This window comes from Photorhabdus heterorhabditis (assembly GCF_001280945.1).
Classification (GTDB): domain Bacteria; phylum Pseudomonadota; class Gammaproteobacteria; order Enterobacterales; family Enterobacteriaceae; genus Photorhabdus; species Photorhabdus heterorhabditis.
This window is the reverse complement of record NZ_LJCS01000053.1, coordinates 15,584-30,924: the sequence shown is the minus strand read 5'-3', so window position 1 is coordinate 30,924 and position 15,341 is coordinate 15,584. Positions and strand designations below refer to the sequence as shown.

Below are 15,341 nucleotides of genomic sequence, written 5' to 3'. Positions count from 1 at the left end.
ATTTAGGGGAGTTATTACATAATATATTGTTGGGAACTATTAATAATGTATTGATTCATTATAATCATATTTATTTAGCTGATAGACGGAAAAGATTTATATTTAGAAGAGTTGCATTATATTATGTTTTGAATCAATATCTATCTGATTATGAGATAATAATAGACGATAACGGAAAACCTTATATATTCACAGAGGAAGACCTGAAATACCATTTTTCATTGAGTGCTTCGGAAAATTATTGTGCTATTTCTTTTAGTTCAAAGGAAATTGGGGTTGATATTGAAGTCATTCCTTCTAAAATAAAAACCTCAGAAATTATTGAGTGTTTTATTAAGGAACATGAATTAGAATATATGAATGATATAATGTCAGAACAATTAGTTGAAGAAAGTCTAAATAAGGTTTCATAATTCTGCTACACGTAGCTTTCTTCAACCAATTGTTATACATAGAGTTATATGTTATGTAGCGTGTGTAAGGTGTAGCACTATTTTGGAAAGCTATTTAGGGTTTAAGAATTATTATCATTTATACCCAATAGATTTCAAGTTGCAGCGCGGCGGCAAGAGAACGCATCCCCAGGAGCATAGATAACTATGTGACTGGGGTAAGTGAACGCAGCCAACAAAGCAGCAGCTTGAAAGATGAAGGGTATAATATCATTGTCTTATTGGGTCAGGTTTGAAGCTTATATAAAATTATTTTCTTCTACTTTACATCAAGAGTTATTGGTTAATAGTCGTGTTGCTGTTAATAATGTGGAAAAGCTGAGAGAAAATACATTCTTAATTCATAATAAGAATTTTATTTGCTCCCTTTCTCAAAAAGATATGGTTTCTATGCCTGTTATTAAGAAAATTAATTACTCTGAAATTATAAGAGATAAAAATGAATGATATTATTGATTTAAGTGTTCCTGTAGATTGTGATTTTTGGGAACCTGAAAACGTAAAGAGGAAAATAATAGATCACAGAAAAGGCGCCAATAAGTTAGGTGAGAGTTATTTATATTTTCATACCAGTTCATGGTGGAAAAGGATCTTCATAAAATTATTTAAACGCTCAAAGTGGATTATTGATCATAATGATTTCCCTGATGGTATGGGATTGTCACTTATGCATTACCAATTAACAACTCATACCGGCACTCATATTGATGCACCTTATCACTATGGATGGCATGAAGGACAAGATCAACCGGCAACAATTACTGATATTCCTTTAGATTGGTTTTATAGTAATGGTGTATTGCTTGATTTTAGTTATAATGCTCAGCTAATTGATGAACAGGCGATAAAAAATAAGTTAAACGAGATTAATTATCAAATAAGTGAAAATGATATTGTTCTTATAAGTACTGGGGCTGATAAATTAATAGGATCTAAATCTTACTTTACTAATTATAGAGCTATTGAAAGTAATGCTGTTCAGTGGTTAGTTGAGCAAGGAGTGAAGATTATTGGAACAGATGCATTTAGTTTTGATCGGCCATTTATAGATATGATTAACGATTATAAGAAAACGGGGAATAAAAATTTCTTATGGCCTTCTCATTTTATTGGCCGAGATTATCCTTATTTACAAATAGAACGACTTTGTAATTTAAGTAGTATTCCTAAACCCTATGGATTTAAAATATGCTGTTTTCCAATAAAATTAGAAAAAGCAGATGCTTCATGGAGTAGAGTTGTTGCAATCTTTAATAAATAATGTATAGCTATTTGATAAATCTGGAGGAGATATGATCATAAAAGATATAGAAGAATTAAAGCCTTATCCAAGGAAATGTTACCTTCCATTTATTTTATATCCGCCTGGATTACATAAAAATGATATGGAGGGAGAGTTATTTGTTAATGAATATCTGAATCTACAACAAGAAGGTACAGATTTCGTACTTTATATCAGTATTCCATATTGCCGAACTCAATGTAAATCGTGTCCTTATTTTGTCAGCATATTATCTGAAAGTGATAACAATAATCGTGAAGATAAGTATGTGTACGCTCTTCTCAAAGATATGAAAAAATGGGCTCAGTATCCTAAATGGAAAACTGGATTAATTCGGACAATTTTTATTGGTGGTGGAACAGGGAGTATTTTAAAAACTACTTGGATTCACATAATAAGTGCAACATCGTTAATCCGGAAGTCAACATGTTCGTATTCCCTTAAATAATTCATACGGTGTTTTCCCACTCCGTGTTTTTCGGGGACGATGATTTAATCGGTTTACCACAAAATTTATCTCCTGATCAGAGACTTCATCAAAATCAGTTCCTTTTGGAAAGTATTGTCTGATTAATCCATTGATATTCTCATTTACCTATCTTTCCCAAGAAGAGTAAGGGGGAACAAAGTAGATTTGCATTTCTAATTTTTTACTCATGATTTTATGATTTGCGAACTCCAAACCGTTATCGAATGTGATGGCATTAACCATTTGTTTTAACTGGAATAATATTTTCACTACTGCTTTTGTTACTTTTGATGCCTGCTTGCTATCAAGTTTAACAATAATGGTATACAGCGTTTTGCGGTCAACCCGAGTTAATAAAACACTTTTTTTGTCTTCCTAGCTTTTGTTGTGATGAAAACGATTCCATTTCGGAAGTCAGCCATGTTCCTGTAGAATAATTTGTTTCCATATTGTCAACATAATAAACCTACGGTATACTGTTTCCAGATTGGAAACAATGGAGTATGGAAATGCATGTTATTTCAAGGGAGCCGTTTGATTTAGCTACACGCCGCTATCCAAATAGTTCCGCCGCACTTGATGATCTATATAAGTCGTTGCAGCGTTTAAAGTTCAGTTCTCCAGATGAAATGAAGTGCGTATTCCCTAGTCTGGATCGGATGAAATATCGGGAAAAATGGTGGGTCATTGATGTTGGCGGCAATAATTTAAGAGTGATGTTTTTTGCAGATTTTGAGCGTGGGAAAATTTTTATCAAGCATATATCAACCCATGCAGAATATGACAAATTGACGGATTATTACCGGAGGAATAAAGAATGATGATCAACGAAGCAATTCAGGCAGCAAATGGTCTGGTAAGCATTGTCCCTCTCTTAGGGGGCAGCACTTCCCGCAAAGATTATGATGAGGCTGTGAAGCTGGTAGAATATCTGGTCGAGCACAATCCAGATAGTCCGCTAGTCGATATGCTTACGGCTAAAATTGATGCCTATGAAAGTCGTGCACCAGAGTTTACAGCGTTCAATGAACGTATTGCCAGCACACAAAGCGGTGTAGCAATTCTGCGTACATTGATGGATCAGTACGGCCTGAATCAGACTGATTTTAAGGACGAAATAGGGACGCGTTCCCTTGTTAGTCGTATTTTGAAAGGTAAACGTTCGTTAACGCTTGAAGCTATGCGTAAACTCTCAGTTCGCTTTGGTGTACCGGTTAGCGTTTTTATTGATTAATTGGTGAGCATAAAAATCTTGGGGCACTTATGCGGTAACCGATTCTGTCCAATAGTGCTCCGTTTCATGACCTAATTTTATGCCCAGATACCAATGCTCAAATGGGGTTTTCAAATCATCATTGTGTACTGCTGTGCGTGTCTGGAGTAAGTAATGCGCACCTTGTTGGCTCCATTGCATCTGCTGCTTTTTTTCCATCCGTTTAGCGATAACTTCATTGATCGTCGATTCAACAAATGATGAAGAAATCGGCTCGCCATATCGGTACATTTCGCCAAAAATGCTGTTTCAGGTGAGACTCCAATATCCTTGCTATTGCTTCCACATCAATTTTCCCGTTTCAACGAAACCAATACTGGCATAAAGATTTTTCGCAACAAGATTATAATGAGAAAACTTATCCATGAAACCCATGATAAGAACTATTCCCGTCGATTAACTGCGTTATTGATGCTCAATGAGGGATATTCGAGAATATAAAACTTCAAGCCAGTTCAACAAAGATTATGATTTTATCATAATATACTGTTTCTCCGGCTTCGATTTATATTTTAAGGTAGAGTCTACTGTTTATATTTTCCACATGATTAATTCTACATTGAATAAATAATCATGTGGAAGATGAATTACCATCCCCATGTATCAGGGCTGGTTGCAGTGGGTAATACACTAATGCCATAGTAGCTAATGACAACCAAGACATATATATCGCTACCATAGCAATCTAATTGATATTTTCTTCCTCTTTCAGTCCATTGCCAATAATCAGTTTTCCAACTGGCTGGGTAGAACCCTTGAAGAAGCGAAGCCGTTCCCGGTCTTAACCCGCTGACATCAAGAGCACTGGTATTTTCAGAGTTACTCCAAATCACCTGACCCCTTAAATTTTCGTTTGTTAGATTAACAACAAAAAAGAAATGATCGTTACTATCAAGCATTTCACCCTTTTCTTTTTTTTCAGTTTCTTTCATCTTATGCTCCTGATAAATAAATAGATAAAATTAGTGACCATGATGAAAATCGCTATTATATCTTTATAACTTCTATTTTTATGGCTGTTAATGCAATAACTACAGTAAGAAGTATAGTAGAAATATACCCAATAGATTTTAATTTGCAGCGTGGCGGCAAGGGAACGCATCCAACAAAGCAGCAACTTGAAGGATGAAGGGTATACTTGTAATTATATATAAAACAGTGTAAATAAAATGGTAAATAGTAACAATATTTAATATGTTAGTTGTATATTGTGTATTATTGCGATTTTACCACAGTAAAACTTTGTGATTTTTTATTGAAATGTAATTATATATGGTATAACTTATAATAATTCTTACTTGATTGTTATTGAAGAGTATTTTATTTCTTGTCAGGAGTTATGTTAATTAATGCATATTAACGTGAATAATTAATTAAGTAAGGAAATTAATAATATTAAAACTAGTTTCTATCGTATGTATAGGGATATGTTTTTGTTTTTCTAATAGGCTTTTTTTAAAGGGATTTTATGTTTATCAAATAGATTTTTTGTATTGAAAGCATCATGGGTTGCTTGCTTTTTTGGCATTGTCAATGTTGTTATACCCAATAGATTTCAAGATGCATCGCGACGGCAAGGGAGCGAATCCCCGGGAGCATATACCCAATAGATTTCAAGTTGCAGTGCGGCGGCAAGAGAACGCATCCCCAGGAGCATAGATAACTATGTGACTGGGGTAAGTGAACGTAGCCAACAAAGCAGCAGCTTGAAAGATGAAGGGTATAGATAACTCTGTGACCGGGGTGAGTGAGTGCAGCCAACAAAGAGGCAACTTGAAATCTATTGGGTATATTTAATCATAATTGTTGTGTTTTTATTGTTTTGTTTACAAGGAATTAACAAGCTTAAATGTTAGTTTTCCCTATGCACTGGTTTATTTTCATTTGGTTAAGTAGTTGTGTTCACTATGCAATGATTTTTTTGTTTGGCTATTTGGGTTTTTACCTGCTGGCTGGTGAAACTGCTTGCTTATTATTTTAAGGGAGTAAATGCCCTTTTTTCTTTTTTTCTTTTTTTCTTTTTTTCTTTTTTTCTGGAGATGACTTTTGACTTCTCTTGCTTATGTTGACGCTCTTTGCGCACTTGATCACCCTTATCGTACCGATAGTGATTGCGATCGACGGTTTGATGCGGCCATGCTTGAACTGACGTTGTTCCATTGTGAAAACACTCCCGGTTATTACCCGTGGCTGAAAGCAGGCGGCTTTGACGTTCAAAAACTAGAGAAACTGAACGATTGGTCGCGTTTGCCACCCATTTTCGCTAATTATTTCAAACAGCAATTGTTGCTCAGTACTTCCGGTAAGGATGCGCTGGAATTAACCTCATCCGGGACAACAGGTCAAAAAAGCCGTATGCGTTACGATGCACGTAGTATCAGTGCCGCTCAGAATATGGTTGAACGTATTTTCGAGTATTACGGTTGGCATACGCCACAACAGCCCTGCAATTATTTGCTGCTGAGTTATGAACCTGCCGGAACAATTACTCTGGGAACCGCTTATACCGATCAGTATCTGTGTAAATATGCACCAGTGGCGCAAGTCTGTTATGCATTGCGCCATAACGGAAAAGGCAATGAATTTGATCCATTTGGTGTGATCCGATCTTTGCAGGAGTTTGCGGCGCAAGGGCTGCCAGTACGTATGCTGGGTTTTCCGGCATTCCTTTGGTTTGCACTGGAGCGGATGCAGGAAATGGGTTTGCCTCCGATGCAGCTGCATCCTGAGTCATTAGTATTTTTAGGTGGTGGCTGGAAAACGCACGTTGATAAAGAGATTCCAAGATCTTTGCTATACCAGCGTTTAGGAGAACAACTGGGTATTCCTGATGAGCGTTGCCGGGATGGTTATGGCTCGGTTGAACATCCGGTGCCTTATGTTGAGTGCCGAAATCATCATTTTCATGTGCCGGTTTATGCTCGTGCTTATGTGCGTGATACGGCCAGTATGGCAGTCCAATCCTATGGTAAGCCCGGCTTTTTGCATCTGATATCACCTTATATCACTTCCAGTCCAGCCCACAGTATCGTGGTAAATGATTTAGCTGTGCTGCATCCAGCTGCTGAATGTGGTTGTGGATTGGCTACCGATTGGTTTGAGTTACTGGGGCGTGCCGGTATAAGTAAAAGTCGCAGTTGTGCGATTGCCGCTTCTGAGTTGATAAAGGAGTAGTCCTGAAATGTATTTAATTAATGGTAAGGTTATCTCTGACTTGGAGCCTGCTGCTGTACTGGCTGAAGTTAAAAGTAATCTTGCTGAGACGCTGGCTTGTCCCCCAAACGTACAACAGGTATTGGAATGTGCTGGGCGCTTTGCCGACAGTCTCGATACTGTCGCGGCTAAACTTGGGCTGGATACTGCCATAATCAATACCTTACGCAGTTTTTGTCATCGTGATTCACTGGAAGCAAAGTTGCGACACGAGTTGGGAGAACAGCCGTTTTCCTTGCGCCGTTTTGATTATACACAGCCGCGCTTTGAAACTTGGCAACCTTTAGGATTAGTGGTGCACATCACGCCAGCCAATGCTCCGTTGCTGCCATTTATGGCGGTGCTGGAAAGTTTGCTGGTTGGTAATGTCAACTGGTTGCGTCCTAGTAGCAGTGATCGCGGTCTTAATGCGCAAATGCTGGCGGAATTTTTGCGTCATGATCTTAGCGGTAAGTTAGCATCTTATGTATCTGTATTGCCTTTACCGTCTGATCAATTGTCAGAGTTACTGGATTGTGCTGATGCGGTTTCAGCTTGGGGCAGTAATGCCGCATTGACCGCTATCCGTAGCCAATTGCGGCCCGGTTGCCGTTGGATAGACTGGGGACATCGTATCAGTTTTGCCTATCTTGATCCGGTAGCTGCCAGGAGTGCTGATTACGATGCGTTAGCTGATGATATTTGCCGTTTTGATCAGCAGGCGTGTTCCAGTCCACAGTGTTTGTTGGTAGACAGCACTGACGAGAACGTTTTGCGGGAGGTGGTGAGTGCTATGGCTACCGCCTTGGCTCGGCGGGCGCCAGTATGGTCAGCGTTACAGCCCGATATACAAGCAGCGGCTGAAATCAGCAGTCAGATGGCGTTTTTGCAGTTGGACCAAGCTTTTGCTGGTCTGACGGGTTCGGTAGAACAGGGGGAAGGATGGCGGGTAGCCTGGATACAGAGGCAGGAGTTGGTGTCATCACCGTTATACCGTACTTTGCAAATTCGTCCAGCACCGCGGGCAAAATTAGTAGAAATTTTGTTGCCGTGGCGCCCCTATTTACAAAGCTGTGGTCTGATAGTCAGAACGGATGAATTGACGATGCTTAGTCGCCAGTTGCTGACCGCTGGAGTGACTCGCATATGTCAGGTTGGCGCTATGCACGATGGCTATGAAGGCGAACCACATGATGGTGTTTATGCATTGACTCGGCTTGCACGACGTGTTTCTGTCAGCTTGAAAGCTGAGCAACTACCGGGCCATGTCTCATTGGATAAATTGTGGGTTAATCCGCCAGAATTGACCGGGATTCCCGTGATGGATAAAGCCAAGTTTCAGCAAAATGGTGTCACTGAGAAAGCACAGTTGTTTTTCCGCAGTGGTGGCAGTAGCGGTGCCCCCAAACTGGCAGGGTTCAGCCACAGAGATTATCACAGCCAGATGCAGGCTGCGGCAGATGGCTTGTTTTCCGCTGGTTTGGACCCGGCTCAGGATCGGGTAATGAATTTGCTGTATGGCGGTAATCTTTATGGCGGTATGCTCAGTTTTTTCACTATCTTGGATAAATTATCTGTGCCGCATTACCCGATGGGTGGTCCGCTAGACGATGATTTTAGCCAAATCAGGCATTTTATTGTCACTCAGGGGGTCAATACGCTGGTGGGGATGCCAAGCACTATACACCAATTGTTTGAATGTGAAGAAGCCGCGTTGCGTGCTTATGGTGGTGTACGCAAAGTCTTTACTGGCGGTGAGCATATTAGCGAAGATCGGCGTCAGTTTCTGTCTAGTTTTGGTGTACAGGTGATCCGCTCGGCAATTTACGGGTCAGTGGATGCGGGTCCATTGGGTCATGCTTGTACCTGTTGCCACGGTGGAGAATTCCATCTGTTATCTGGCATTCAGTGGTTGGAAATATTGGCTCTGGACAGTGATCAGCCTGTCCCGAACGGTGAGACAGGTCGATTGGTGTTCACCCCTCTGGCGCGGGAAGGACAGTTGATTCAGCGTTACGATTTAGGTGATTTAGGTCACTGGCTGCCGGGTTCCTGTTCCTGCGGATTGCCAGCTCCACGTTTTAAACTGGAGGGGCGTCATGGTGCATTGATACGGGTAGGTTCTATTTTCCTGAATCCGACAGAATTATCAGCTGGGTTGGCGTTTCCAGTGCAATGGTTGGTAGGAGGAAAATCTGATGGTTATGAGTATATCCATATATTAGCCGATGGGGATGCTGATCAGGTGCGTATGCATCTGCTACAACATAGTAGGATGCTAAATCAAGTTGTCAGCGGTGGATTATTGCAACTGAACGTTATTCCTACGCCAATTGGGCAATTCCGTCATCATCCGCAAAGTGGCAAAACGCCGCTAGTGCTGGATTACCGACTCTGAGACCAATATACCCAATAGATTTCAAGATGCATCGCGACGGCCAGGGAGCGAATCCCCGGGAGCATATACCCAATAGATTTCAAGTTGCAGTGCGGCGGCAAGAGAACGCATCCCCAGGAGCATAGATAACTATGTGACTGGGGTAAGTGAACGCAGCCAACAAAGCAGCAGCTTGAAAGATGAAGGGTATAGATAACTCTGTGACCAGGGTGAGTGAGAGCAGCCAACAAAGAGGCAACTTGAAAGATAACAGGTATAATATTATTTGTTGAATAAATCATGACATTACCATTACACGATCTGGTTGAATATGCCCGCGATCATGCGCCCTTCTTTCGGGATCTTTACCGTGATTTGCCTCGTTCCGGCTGGACGCTGACTGATTTGCCATTAATCGATCCTGCTAGTTACTGGCAGCAGTCGCAACCATTGGAAAACTGGCCGGTATTGACCGGCCCTATCAACGGCGGTCATGTTTTCAAAACCGGTGGCTCTACCAGTGAGGGAAGGTTGTCGGTGTTCAGTTGTGACGAATGGCGTGCTTTTGTGCGGGCATTTGGTCAGGGACTGGCGCAGCAACTACAGCCCGGTGACCGTGTTGCTAATCTATTTTTTGCCGGTGATCTATATACTAGTTTGTTGTTTATTCATGGCGCTTTGTCCTACTCACCGGTGCCAGTGGTAGAGTATCCGTTCACTTGTTCAGTTGATGATCAGGCATTGGCTGACGCTGTTGTCAGTCTGGGCATCAATGTTCTGGCCGGAGTGCCTGTGCAATTGCTACGTTTTGCCAGCACTTTGCAACAGCTTGACCAATCCATGCCGAATATTGAACGCCTGTTGTACGGTGGTGAAAGCCTGTTTACGGAACAACTAACATTGCTGAGTACTGTGTTCCCTAATGCACGCATTGGCTCAATCGGTTGTGCCAGTGTTGATGCTGGCCTCATTGGGGCAGCGGCTCCAGATTGCTGTCACGGAGAACATCGAGTTTTTGATACTGAGACGATTGTCGAAATTATCGATGAATCTAGTGGTCAGCCTATTACCGTACCTGGGCAGAATGGCCTGTTAGTTGTTACCAACTTGCAACGGCGTCTGATGCCGGTTATCCGTTACCCTACGGGTGATATGGCTTGTTGGTGTGAGGCACCTGGGAAGCCGCATCGTAAATTCGTTTTGCAGGGACGAGCGGGAAGTGCTCATCGAGTTCGAGTGTCTACTTTGTCTCTTTTTCCAGACCAAATTGCTCATTTACTGCAACAGCAAGCAGGAATACTTGCCTGGCAGTTATTGCTGAGCCGTCAGGATGGTATAGATAAGATAAAACTACTGTTAGCCAGAGATCAATCATCAACATTATCTACATCTACAGTATCAATCCATCAGGCACTTCTGGCAGCGCAACCTGCGATAGCCAAGCTATGCTGTCAAGGGGGACTGTATGTCGAAGTGGTTGACTGTGCTCTCGAAAATATGCTGACTCATCCACGCTCCGGTAAGCTGATGCGTGTGGTTGATCATCGTGGTTATTGTGTTGAAGAGAAGGCAGCATGAGCATAAATCCAGTGATGCCATTGATTCGATTATTCAGGGAAGAGGACTCCACCGGTGTCAGCGCCTTATTCCGGGTGGTCTATGGAGAAGATTATGTCTACCCGGAAGTTTATTTGCCAACTATGCTTGGCCGCTATAATGCGGCAAAACATTGGTATTCTGCCGTTGCAGTACAGGATGACCAAGTGTTGGGACATGCGGCACTATGGCGGAATGATCGTTGTCCGTTAAGCGCTGAACTCGCGCTTATCGCGGTACATCCACAGATACGTGGTCAGGGTATCGCCACTGCATTGGGGCAATATTTGTGCGATCAGGCTAGAGAAATGGGCTTGAGTATACTGACTATCAAGCAGGTATCGTCACATAATCACAGCCAGCGTTTAGCCCAAAGCTTGGGCTTTCACACCACCGGCCTGCTGCCGGACTATGTAACATCACCATTTGATCAAACGTATCCTGAAAGCATAGTCTTGGGTTGCCTGCCGTTACAAAGTTGGCCCTTTCCTGAATTACACTGGCCTTCAGGTTGGCAAAAGTGGTTGAAATCGGTGACTCAAGTATTTGGTCAGGAGCCTCTAAAACCGGAGGAGGCAGTTGAGGCAGAGATCAGCATGACTAGTCATGGTCAAAGGTTGGAAGTGTGGATAGAAAAACAGACAACTGAGCGGATAAAAGAGGTGGCAGAGCTACCGGCTAGCAAATTGGTCTATGTGAAACTCCCGGTAGGGGAGGGCACTCTTCAGGCTATGCAAATTTTGCAACAGGCCGGGTTTGCTTGTACTGGTTTTGTACCCGGTCATCATCATCGTTGGGAGGCTTTGCTGGTTCGGGGGCACAGTAGGAAAGAATTGAGCCTAAGTTGTCAGCTTGCCCGTAGTCTGCACCAGCAAAGTATGTTTGCCTGCGCCGTTGGATAGTCCGTCAGCCATGACCGGAAATGATTTAGCGAAATCTGTTAAAGCTTAAAGGGCCTGACAGATTAATCACAAACCTACTTTTTGGCAGTAGGTTTTTTTGTGTCTTTCGCTCGGAATGTTTCTTTACAGGTAATCTATTATTCTGCAATGCGATACCCTGATGTCTATTTTAATATATTGCTAATGACACTTTTTTGAAGTGAATTTTATATTATATGTGATTGTTCAATATAACGAAGTCGAGATTATAAGAAATTTATTATTATATAACTTCTCTCGGCAATAATAGATTTCCCAGGTAAAAATAATCCAGATAGCATTATTTAAAGACACTCAAATTATCTCTGTCACCATTCAAACCACTGTATTGCTCTATATATATCGTTTTAGCACCCATGCCTCGGCGTTTGGCAATCATCGTTTTCTTGTATCCACGCGAGACATTCATCATATAATGCCTGTACAGGTTGTTTTAGATTAAATATTTTGCGAGTACCTGGCCACTCCGTTATTATCCGGTTGGTTGCATATGAGGGATCAATTAACAAGCCAAGATGCCAGTCAGATAACCAATGATGTTGCTGGTAAAACTCAGCTATCTCACTTAACCATTCCCGGTTAAGATTGCAGATATCCAATAATATAAAACCATACGGTTCGTCTTTGGCGGCTGCAAATTCTGATGGTGATGAATATGTATGGAGTACGTCGACGTGCGGTGTTAGCAAGTATAAAAATGCCTTACGTGTCATTTCGCAAGCGCTGATGATGGATAGCCGCTTCATTCTTGCTCCTTATTCTTCTTGGTGTAGCTTTGCCAATTCGGTTTGTAATTGATCCGGTAAATCTGCCAGAAACCAGTAATATTCTGAATACAAAAGACTCGCTGGGTTGTCGAATAATGCCGGGCTGTCATAATAAAATGACCGCGTTGAGTTTTGATTCGATGTTATCGATCTCGTGGATCTTTTTGATTTCTTACGAAACATATTTTTTCTCCATATTTGTCACTACTGTGTTTTGGTAATACTGTGTGGGTAATCAGGTAGCTCCTTGATTTACCAATATCAAATGTCAGTGGTTAATATCAGTATATTGCGCATCTGTCTCAATCCGTTGAATACCTGATAACGGTGTTATCTGTAAAAAAACTAAGCGTTGAAAGTTGAAAAATAAATCTCATGTTATTACCTGATGTTCTGCTCGGGTCTGTATCGCTTATTATCGCCTGAGATATCAGCGCGAGCGACGCCCATTGATGGTAAGACGGGCCTGTTTTATTGGAGAAGATTATGATGAGTCATACATCCGATTATCGTACAGATGTCCGCATTATTGCGAATATACCGCGTAATATTCCTAATGGCGATAAATTGCGTTTCAGAAAATTAACGGGTAGCGAATCGTTATCGCAATTGTATCAGTTTAAAGTGGAGTTTCTTTGTCCATGTAATGATCTCGATATGAAATCATTGTTGGGTAAGGGAATATCTCTGGAGATACCATTGATACAGGGTGGTTGCCGTTTCTTGCATGGTAATATTACGCGTATTGAATATGCTGGACATTATTTGCAGGAAGGAAAGGATAAATTATATATCTTCACCTTACATCCTTCTCTCTGGTATTTGACGCAGAACCGTGATTGTCATATTTGGCAGGGACAGAGCGTGCCGGATATTATTGCTGGCCTGCTTGCAAAATATAATATCAATATTGAAAACCGTCTCAGTAGCCATTATCGTCAATGGGAGTATTGCGTTCAATATCAGGAGAGTGATTTCGACTTTATTAGTCGATTAATGGAGCATGAAGGTATTTATTATTATTTCAGTCATCAGAAAGAGGGGCATACTTTAATTCTGGCTGATTCCCCGAATGCACATCGGCCATTTAATGATGCTTATGCTCAAATTCGTTATTTAGCTGCGCAACCGGGTGTGGTTGATCATCATGAAGGTATTACTTGTTGGAATACGGCACAAGAAATTACGCCTCGCGTTTACACGTTAGATGATTATGATTTCCGTAAACCACGGGCGCATTTATTAGAGGTATGTCGTAATCCAGCATCGTTTGCAGCTAATAAGGCTGATGTTTTCGAATGGCCGGGACGTTATATCGACAATCAGCACGGTCAATTTTATGCGCAAATTCGTCAACAGGCATTTAAAGCGCAGCAACAACAGATGTATGGCAATACCACGGCGCGCGGAGTGGCGCCGGGAAGTCGTTTTACCCTGCAAAATAGCCCTTTTCCATCGGATTCAGACGCTTTTCTTGTCACACATGTGGAGTATGAATTGTATGACTGTACGCTGTATGACGAATTGGACAAGTGTCATCAGGATAAAGGGCCATTTCAGGCCACCTTCCGCGCGGTGCCGGCTGATATTGTCTGGCGTCCACAGCGGATAACGCCTTGGCCGAAAACCTGTGGCCCCCAAACGGCGGAAGTTACGGGTCCGGCAGGAGAAAGCATCTGGACCGACAAATATGGTCGCGTCAAATTGAAATTCCGTTGGGACAGATACAGTCAGCCAGATGATCGCAGTTCTTGCTGGGTGCGTGTTTCCAGTAGTTGGGCGGGTTGGAAATATGGCAGCTTACAAATCCCACGCATCGGTGAAGAGGTGGTGGTTGATTTTATTAACGGTGATCCCGATCGCCCGCTGGTAACTGGGCGGGTGTATAACGAAGAGTGTATGCCGCCTTGGCAGTTACCCGATGATGCGACTCGGATGGGTTTTATGAGCCGCAGTAAGAAGGGCGGAGTAGAAAATGCCAGTTTTCTGTTTCTCGAAGATGCTCCTGGGCGTGAGTCATTCACTATGCACGCTGAACGTGACATGAATATTTCGGTTGAGCACGATAAAAATATTACTGTTGATGGTGCTTTAGCTCAGGAGATAAAAGGCGAAACCCATTTCAAGCATTATGGTATGTGCAACACTCTGAAAACGATGCCAGATATTCAAACCTTCCTGTTAGGGAAAACTGCCGTTATCGGTGTCGGTGGACGCGCAGATTTTATTGCGGGTGGCAGGTATGAACGTATCCACGGTAAATCAGAGACACAGGTCAGTCAGAGTATTAGCCAGCATGCTGGGGAAAACATCAGCTATCATGCACGGGGCAATATTCTGTTCGACGCGGGTAAACAAATCATCTACGGCGACAGCCTGTATCTCAACAAAGAAAGCAGCGATCTCAATAATCAGGCACAGAAGAAGCTGATGACATTACAGGGGCTGACACCAGAGGAAATCGCGGATCAGAAAGCATCTGAGCAGCAACAGCAACAGAAAATTCCAACCTCAGTGATTTACAAGAAGGGAGTCAGTGTCGAGATCAACGGTGTTGATAGCAGATGCGTGGATAAAGATCAGAAAGTAGAAATTAAGGGCGCAGTAACGCGAAGTATTGAGGGTAGCTGGCAAGAACATGTTAAAGATGACCTGAAAATTCAGGCAGATGCCGACGCTCATCTTAATTGTGGCGGTAAGGTGTGCATCGAAACAAAAGATATGGAGCATAAGATTGAGGGTCACATAGAAACCCATGCCGGCAATACCTTAACTGTTTGTGGTACGACGGAGAGTGTCAACATGCTCAATTACACCAACTCCTCTATTGCTATGAAAAATGAGGGGGTGGTGATGTCAAATAATATGCTGAACATCGGTAATACCACGCTCCATATGTCAACCAATACCCTCAACCTTAGCTTGGGACAGATAAATATCAATGCGGTAGCACTGAGTCTGAGTCTCAGTGGCTTAAGTATTTTTATCTGAC

General features: G+C 42.1%; 13 protein-coding genes and 2 pseudogenes. 11 read left to right on the top strand and 4 right to left on the bottom strand.

From position 1 onward, the window contains the following. The 4 genes from AM629_RS23985 to AM629_RS16075 form a co-directional block, all read left to right on the top strand. Positions 1-413 (top strand): 4'-phosphopantetheinyl transferase family protein (locus AM629_RS23985; RefSeq protein WP_200905772.1); only part of this gene is annotated, 413 nt, incomplete at its 5' end. Positions 414-647: 234 nt separating this feature from the next. Further along, entirely contained in the window at positions 648-899 is a 252-nt protein-coding gene (locus tag AM629_RS16085; protein ID WP_054480277.1) for a hypothetical protein, read from the top strand. Continuing rightward, complete coding sequence (locus AM629_RS16080; protein ID WP_054480276.1) at positions 892-1,713, top strand: cyclase family protein; 822 nt, start codon at positions 892-894, stop codon at positions 1,711-1,713. Before AM629_RS16085 ends, AM629_RS16080 begins: the two co-directional genes overlap by 8 nt. A gap of 31 nt (positions 1,714-1,744) precedes the next feature. Beyond that, positions 1,745-2,182, top strand: a complete 438-nt coding sequence (locus AM629_RS16075; RefSeq protein WP_054480275.1) for a hypothetical protein — start codon at positions 1,745-1,747, stop codon at positions 2,180-2,182. Here AM629_RS16075 and AM629_RS23050 read toward each other — a convergent pair. Then, positions 2,156-2,578: pseudogene (locus AM629_RS23050) on the bottom strand (IS30 family transposase); the annotation flags it as partial. The gene AM629_RS16075 and the pseudogene AM629_RS23050 overlap by 27 nt on opposite strands. 134 nt (positions 2,579-2,712) lie before the next feature. Between AM629_RS23050 and AM629_RS16070 the strand changes: the two are divergent. Continuing rightward, positions 2,713-3,024 carry a type II toxin-antitoxin system HigB family toxin gene (locus AM629_RS16070; RefSeq protein WP_054480274.1) on the top strand — a complete coding sequence of 104 codons (312 nt, stop codon included), beginning with the start codon at positions 2,713-2,715 and terminating at the stop codon, positions 3,022-3,024. Further along, positions 3,021-3,437 (top strand): helix-turn-helix domain-containing protein, encoded by a 417-nt coding sequence (locus tag AM629_RS16065; RefSeq protein ID WP_054480273.1) that lies wholly within the window; start codon positions 3,021-3,023, stop codon positions 3,435-3,437. Before AM629_RS16070 ends, AM629_RS16065 begins: the two co-directional genes overlap by 4 nt. A 27-nt stretch (positions 3,438-3,464) precedes the next feature. On the opposite strand, the pseudogene AM629_RS16060 reads toward AM629_RS16065, so the two are convergent. Both AM629_RS16060 and AM629_RS16055 read right to left on the bottom strand, forming a co-directional pair. Then, positions 3,465-3,716, bottom strand: a pseudogene (locus tag AM629_RS16060) (ISKra4 family transposase); the annotation flags it as partial. A gap of 347 nt (positions 3,717-4,063) precedes the next feature. Further along, positions 4,064-4,408 (bottom strand): hypothetical protein, encoded by a 345-nt coding sequence (locus AM629_RS16055; protein WP_054480271.1) that lies wholly within the window; start codon positions 4,406-4,408, stop codon positions 4,064-4,066. Positions 4,409-5,522: 1,114 nt separating this feature from the next. Between AM629_RS16055 and AM629_RS16050 the strand changes: the two genes are divergently transcribed. The 4 genes from AM629_RS16050 to AM629_RS16035 all read left to right on the top strand — a co-directional run bounded on the left by AM629_RS16050 (position 5,523) and on the right by AM629_RS16035 (position 11,543). After that, positions 5,523-6,650 (top strand): LuxE/PaaK family acyltransferase, encoded by a 1,128-nt coding sequence (locus AM629_RS16050; protein ID WP_054480270.1) that lies wholly within the window; start codon positions 5,523-5,525, stop codon positions 6,648-6,650. Between the two features lie 7 nt (positions 6,651-6,657). Then, positions 6,658-9,066, top strand: coding sequence for an acyl-CoA reductase (locus AM629_RS16045; RefSeq protein ID WP_054480269.1), 2,409 nt, complete (start codon positions 6,658-6,660; stop codon positions 9,064-9,066). A 279-nt stretch (positions 9,067-9,345) separates the two neighbouring features. Continuing rightward, complete coding sequence (locus AM629_RS16040; protein WP_054480268.1) at positions 9,346-10,623, top strand: phenylacetate--CoA ligase family protein; 1,278 nt, start codon at positions 9,346-9,348, stop codon at positions 10,621-10,623. Then, positions 10,620-11,543, top strand: a complete 924-nt coding sequence (locus AM629_RS16035) for a GNAT family N-acetyltransferase (protein ID WP_083451942.1) — start codon at positions 10,620-10,622, stop codon at positions 11,541-11,543. Before AM629_RS16040 ends, AM629_RS16035 begins: the two co-directional genes overlap by 4 nt. 386 nt (positions 11,544-11,929) lie before the next feature. On the opposite strand, the gene AM629_RS16030 is transcribed toward AM629_RS16035, so the two are convergent. Further along, positions 11,930-12,328, bottom strand: a complete 399-nt coding sequence (locus AM629_RS16030; RefSeq protein ID WP_054480267.1) for a hypothetical protein — start codon at positions 12,326-12,328, stop codon at positions 11,930-11,932. A gap of 510 nt (positions 12,329-12,838) precedes the next feature. Between AM629_RS16030 and AM629_RS16020 the strand changes: the two genes are divergently transcribed. Beyond that, a complete protein-coding gene (locus AM629_RS16020) occupies positions 12,839-15,340 on the top strand; it encodes a type VI secretion system Vgr family protein (protein ID WP_072161907.1) in 2,502 nt (833 codons plus the stop codon). Position 15,341 lies beyond the last annotated feature (1 nt).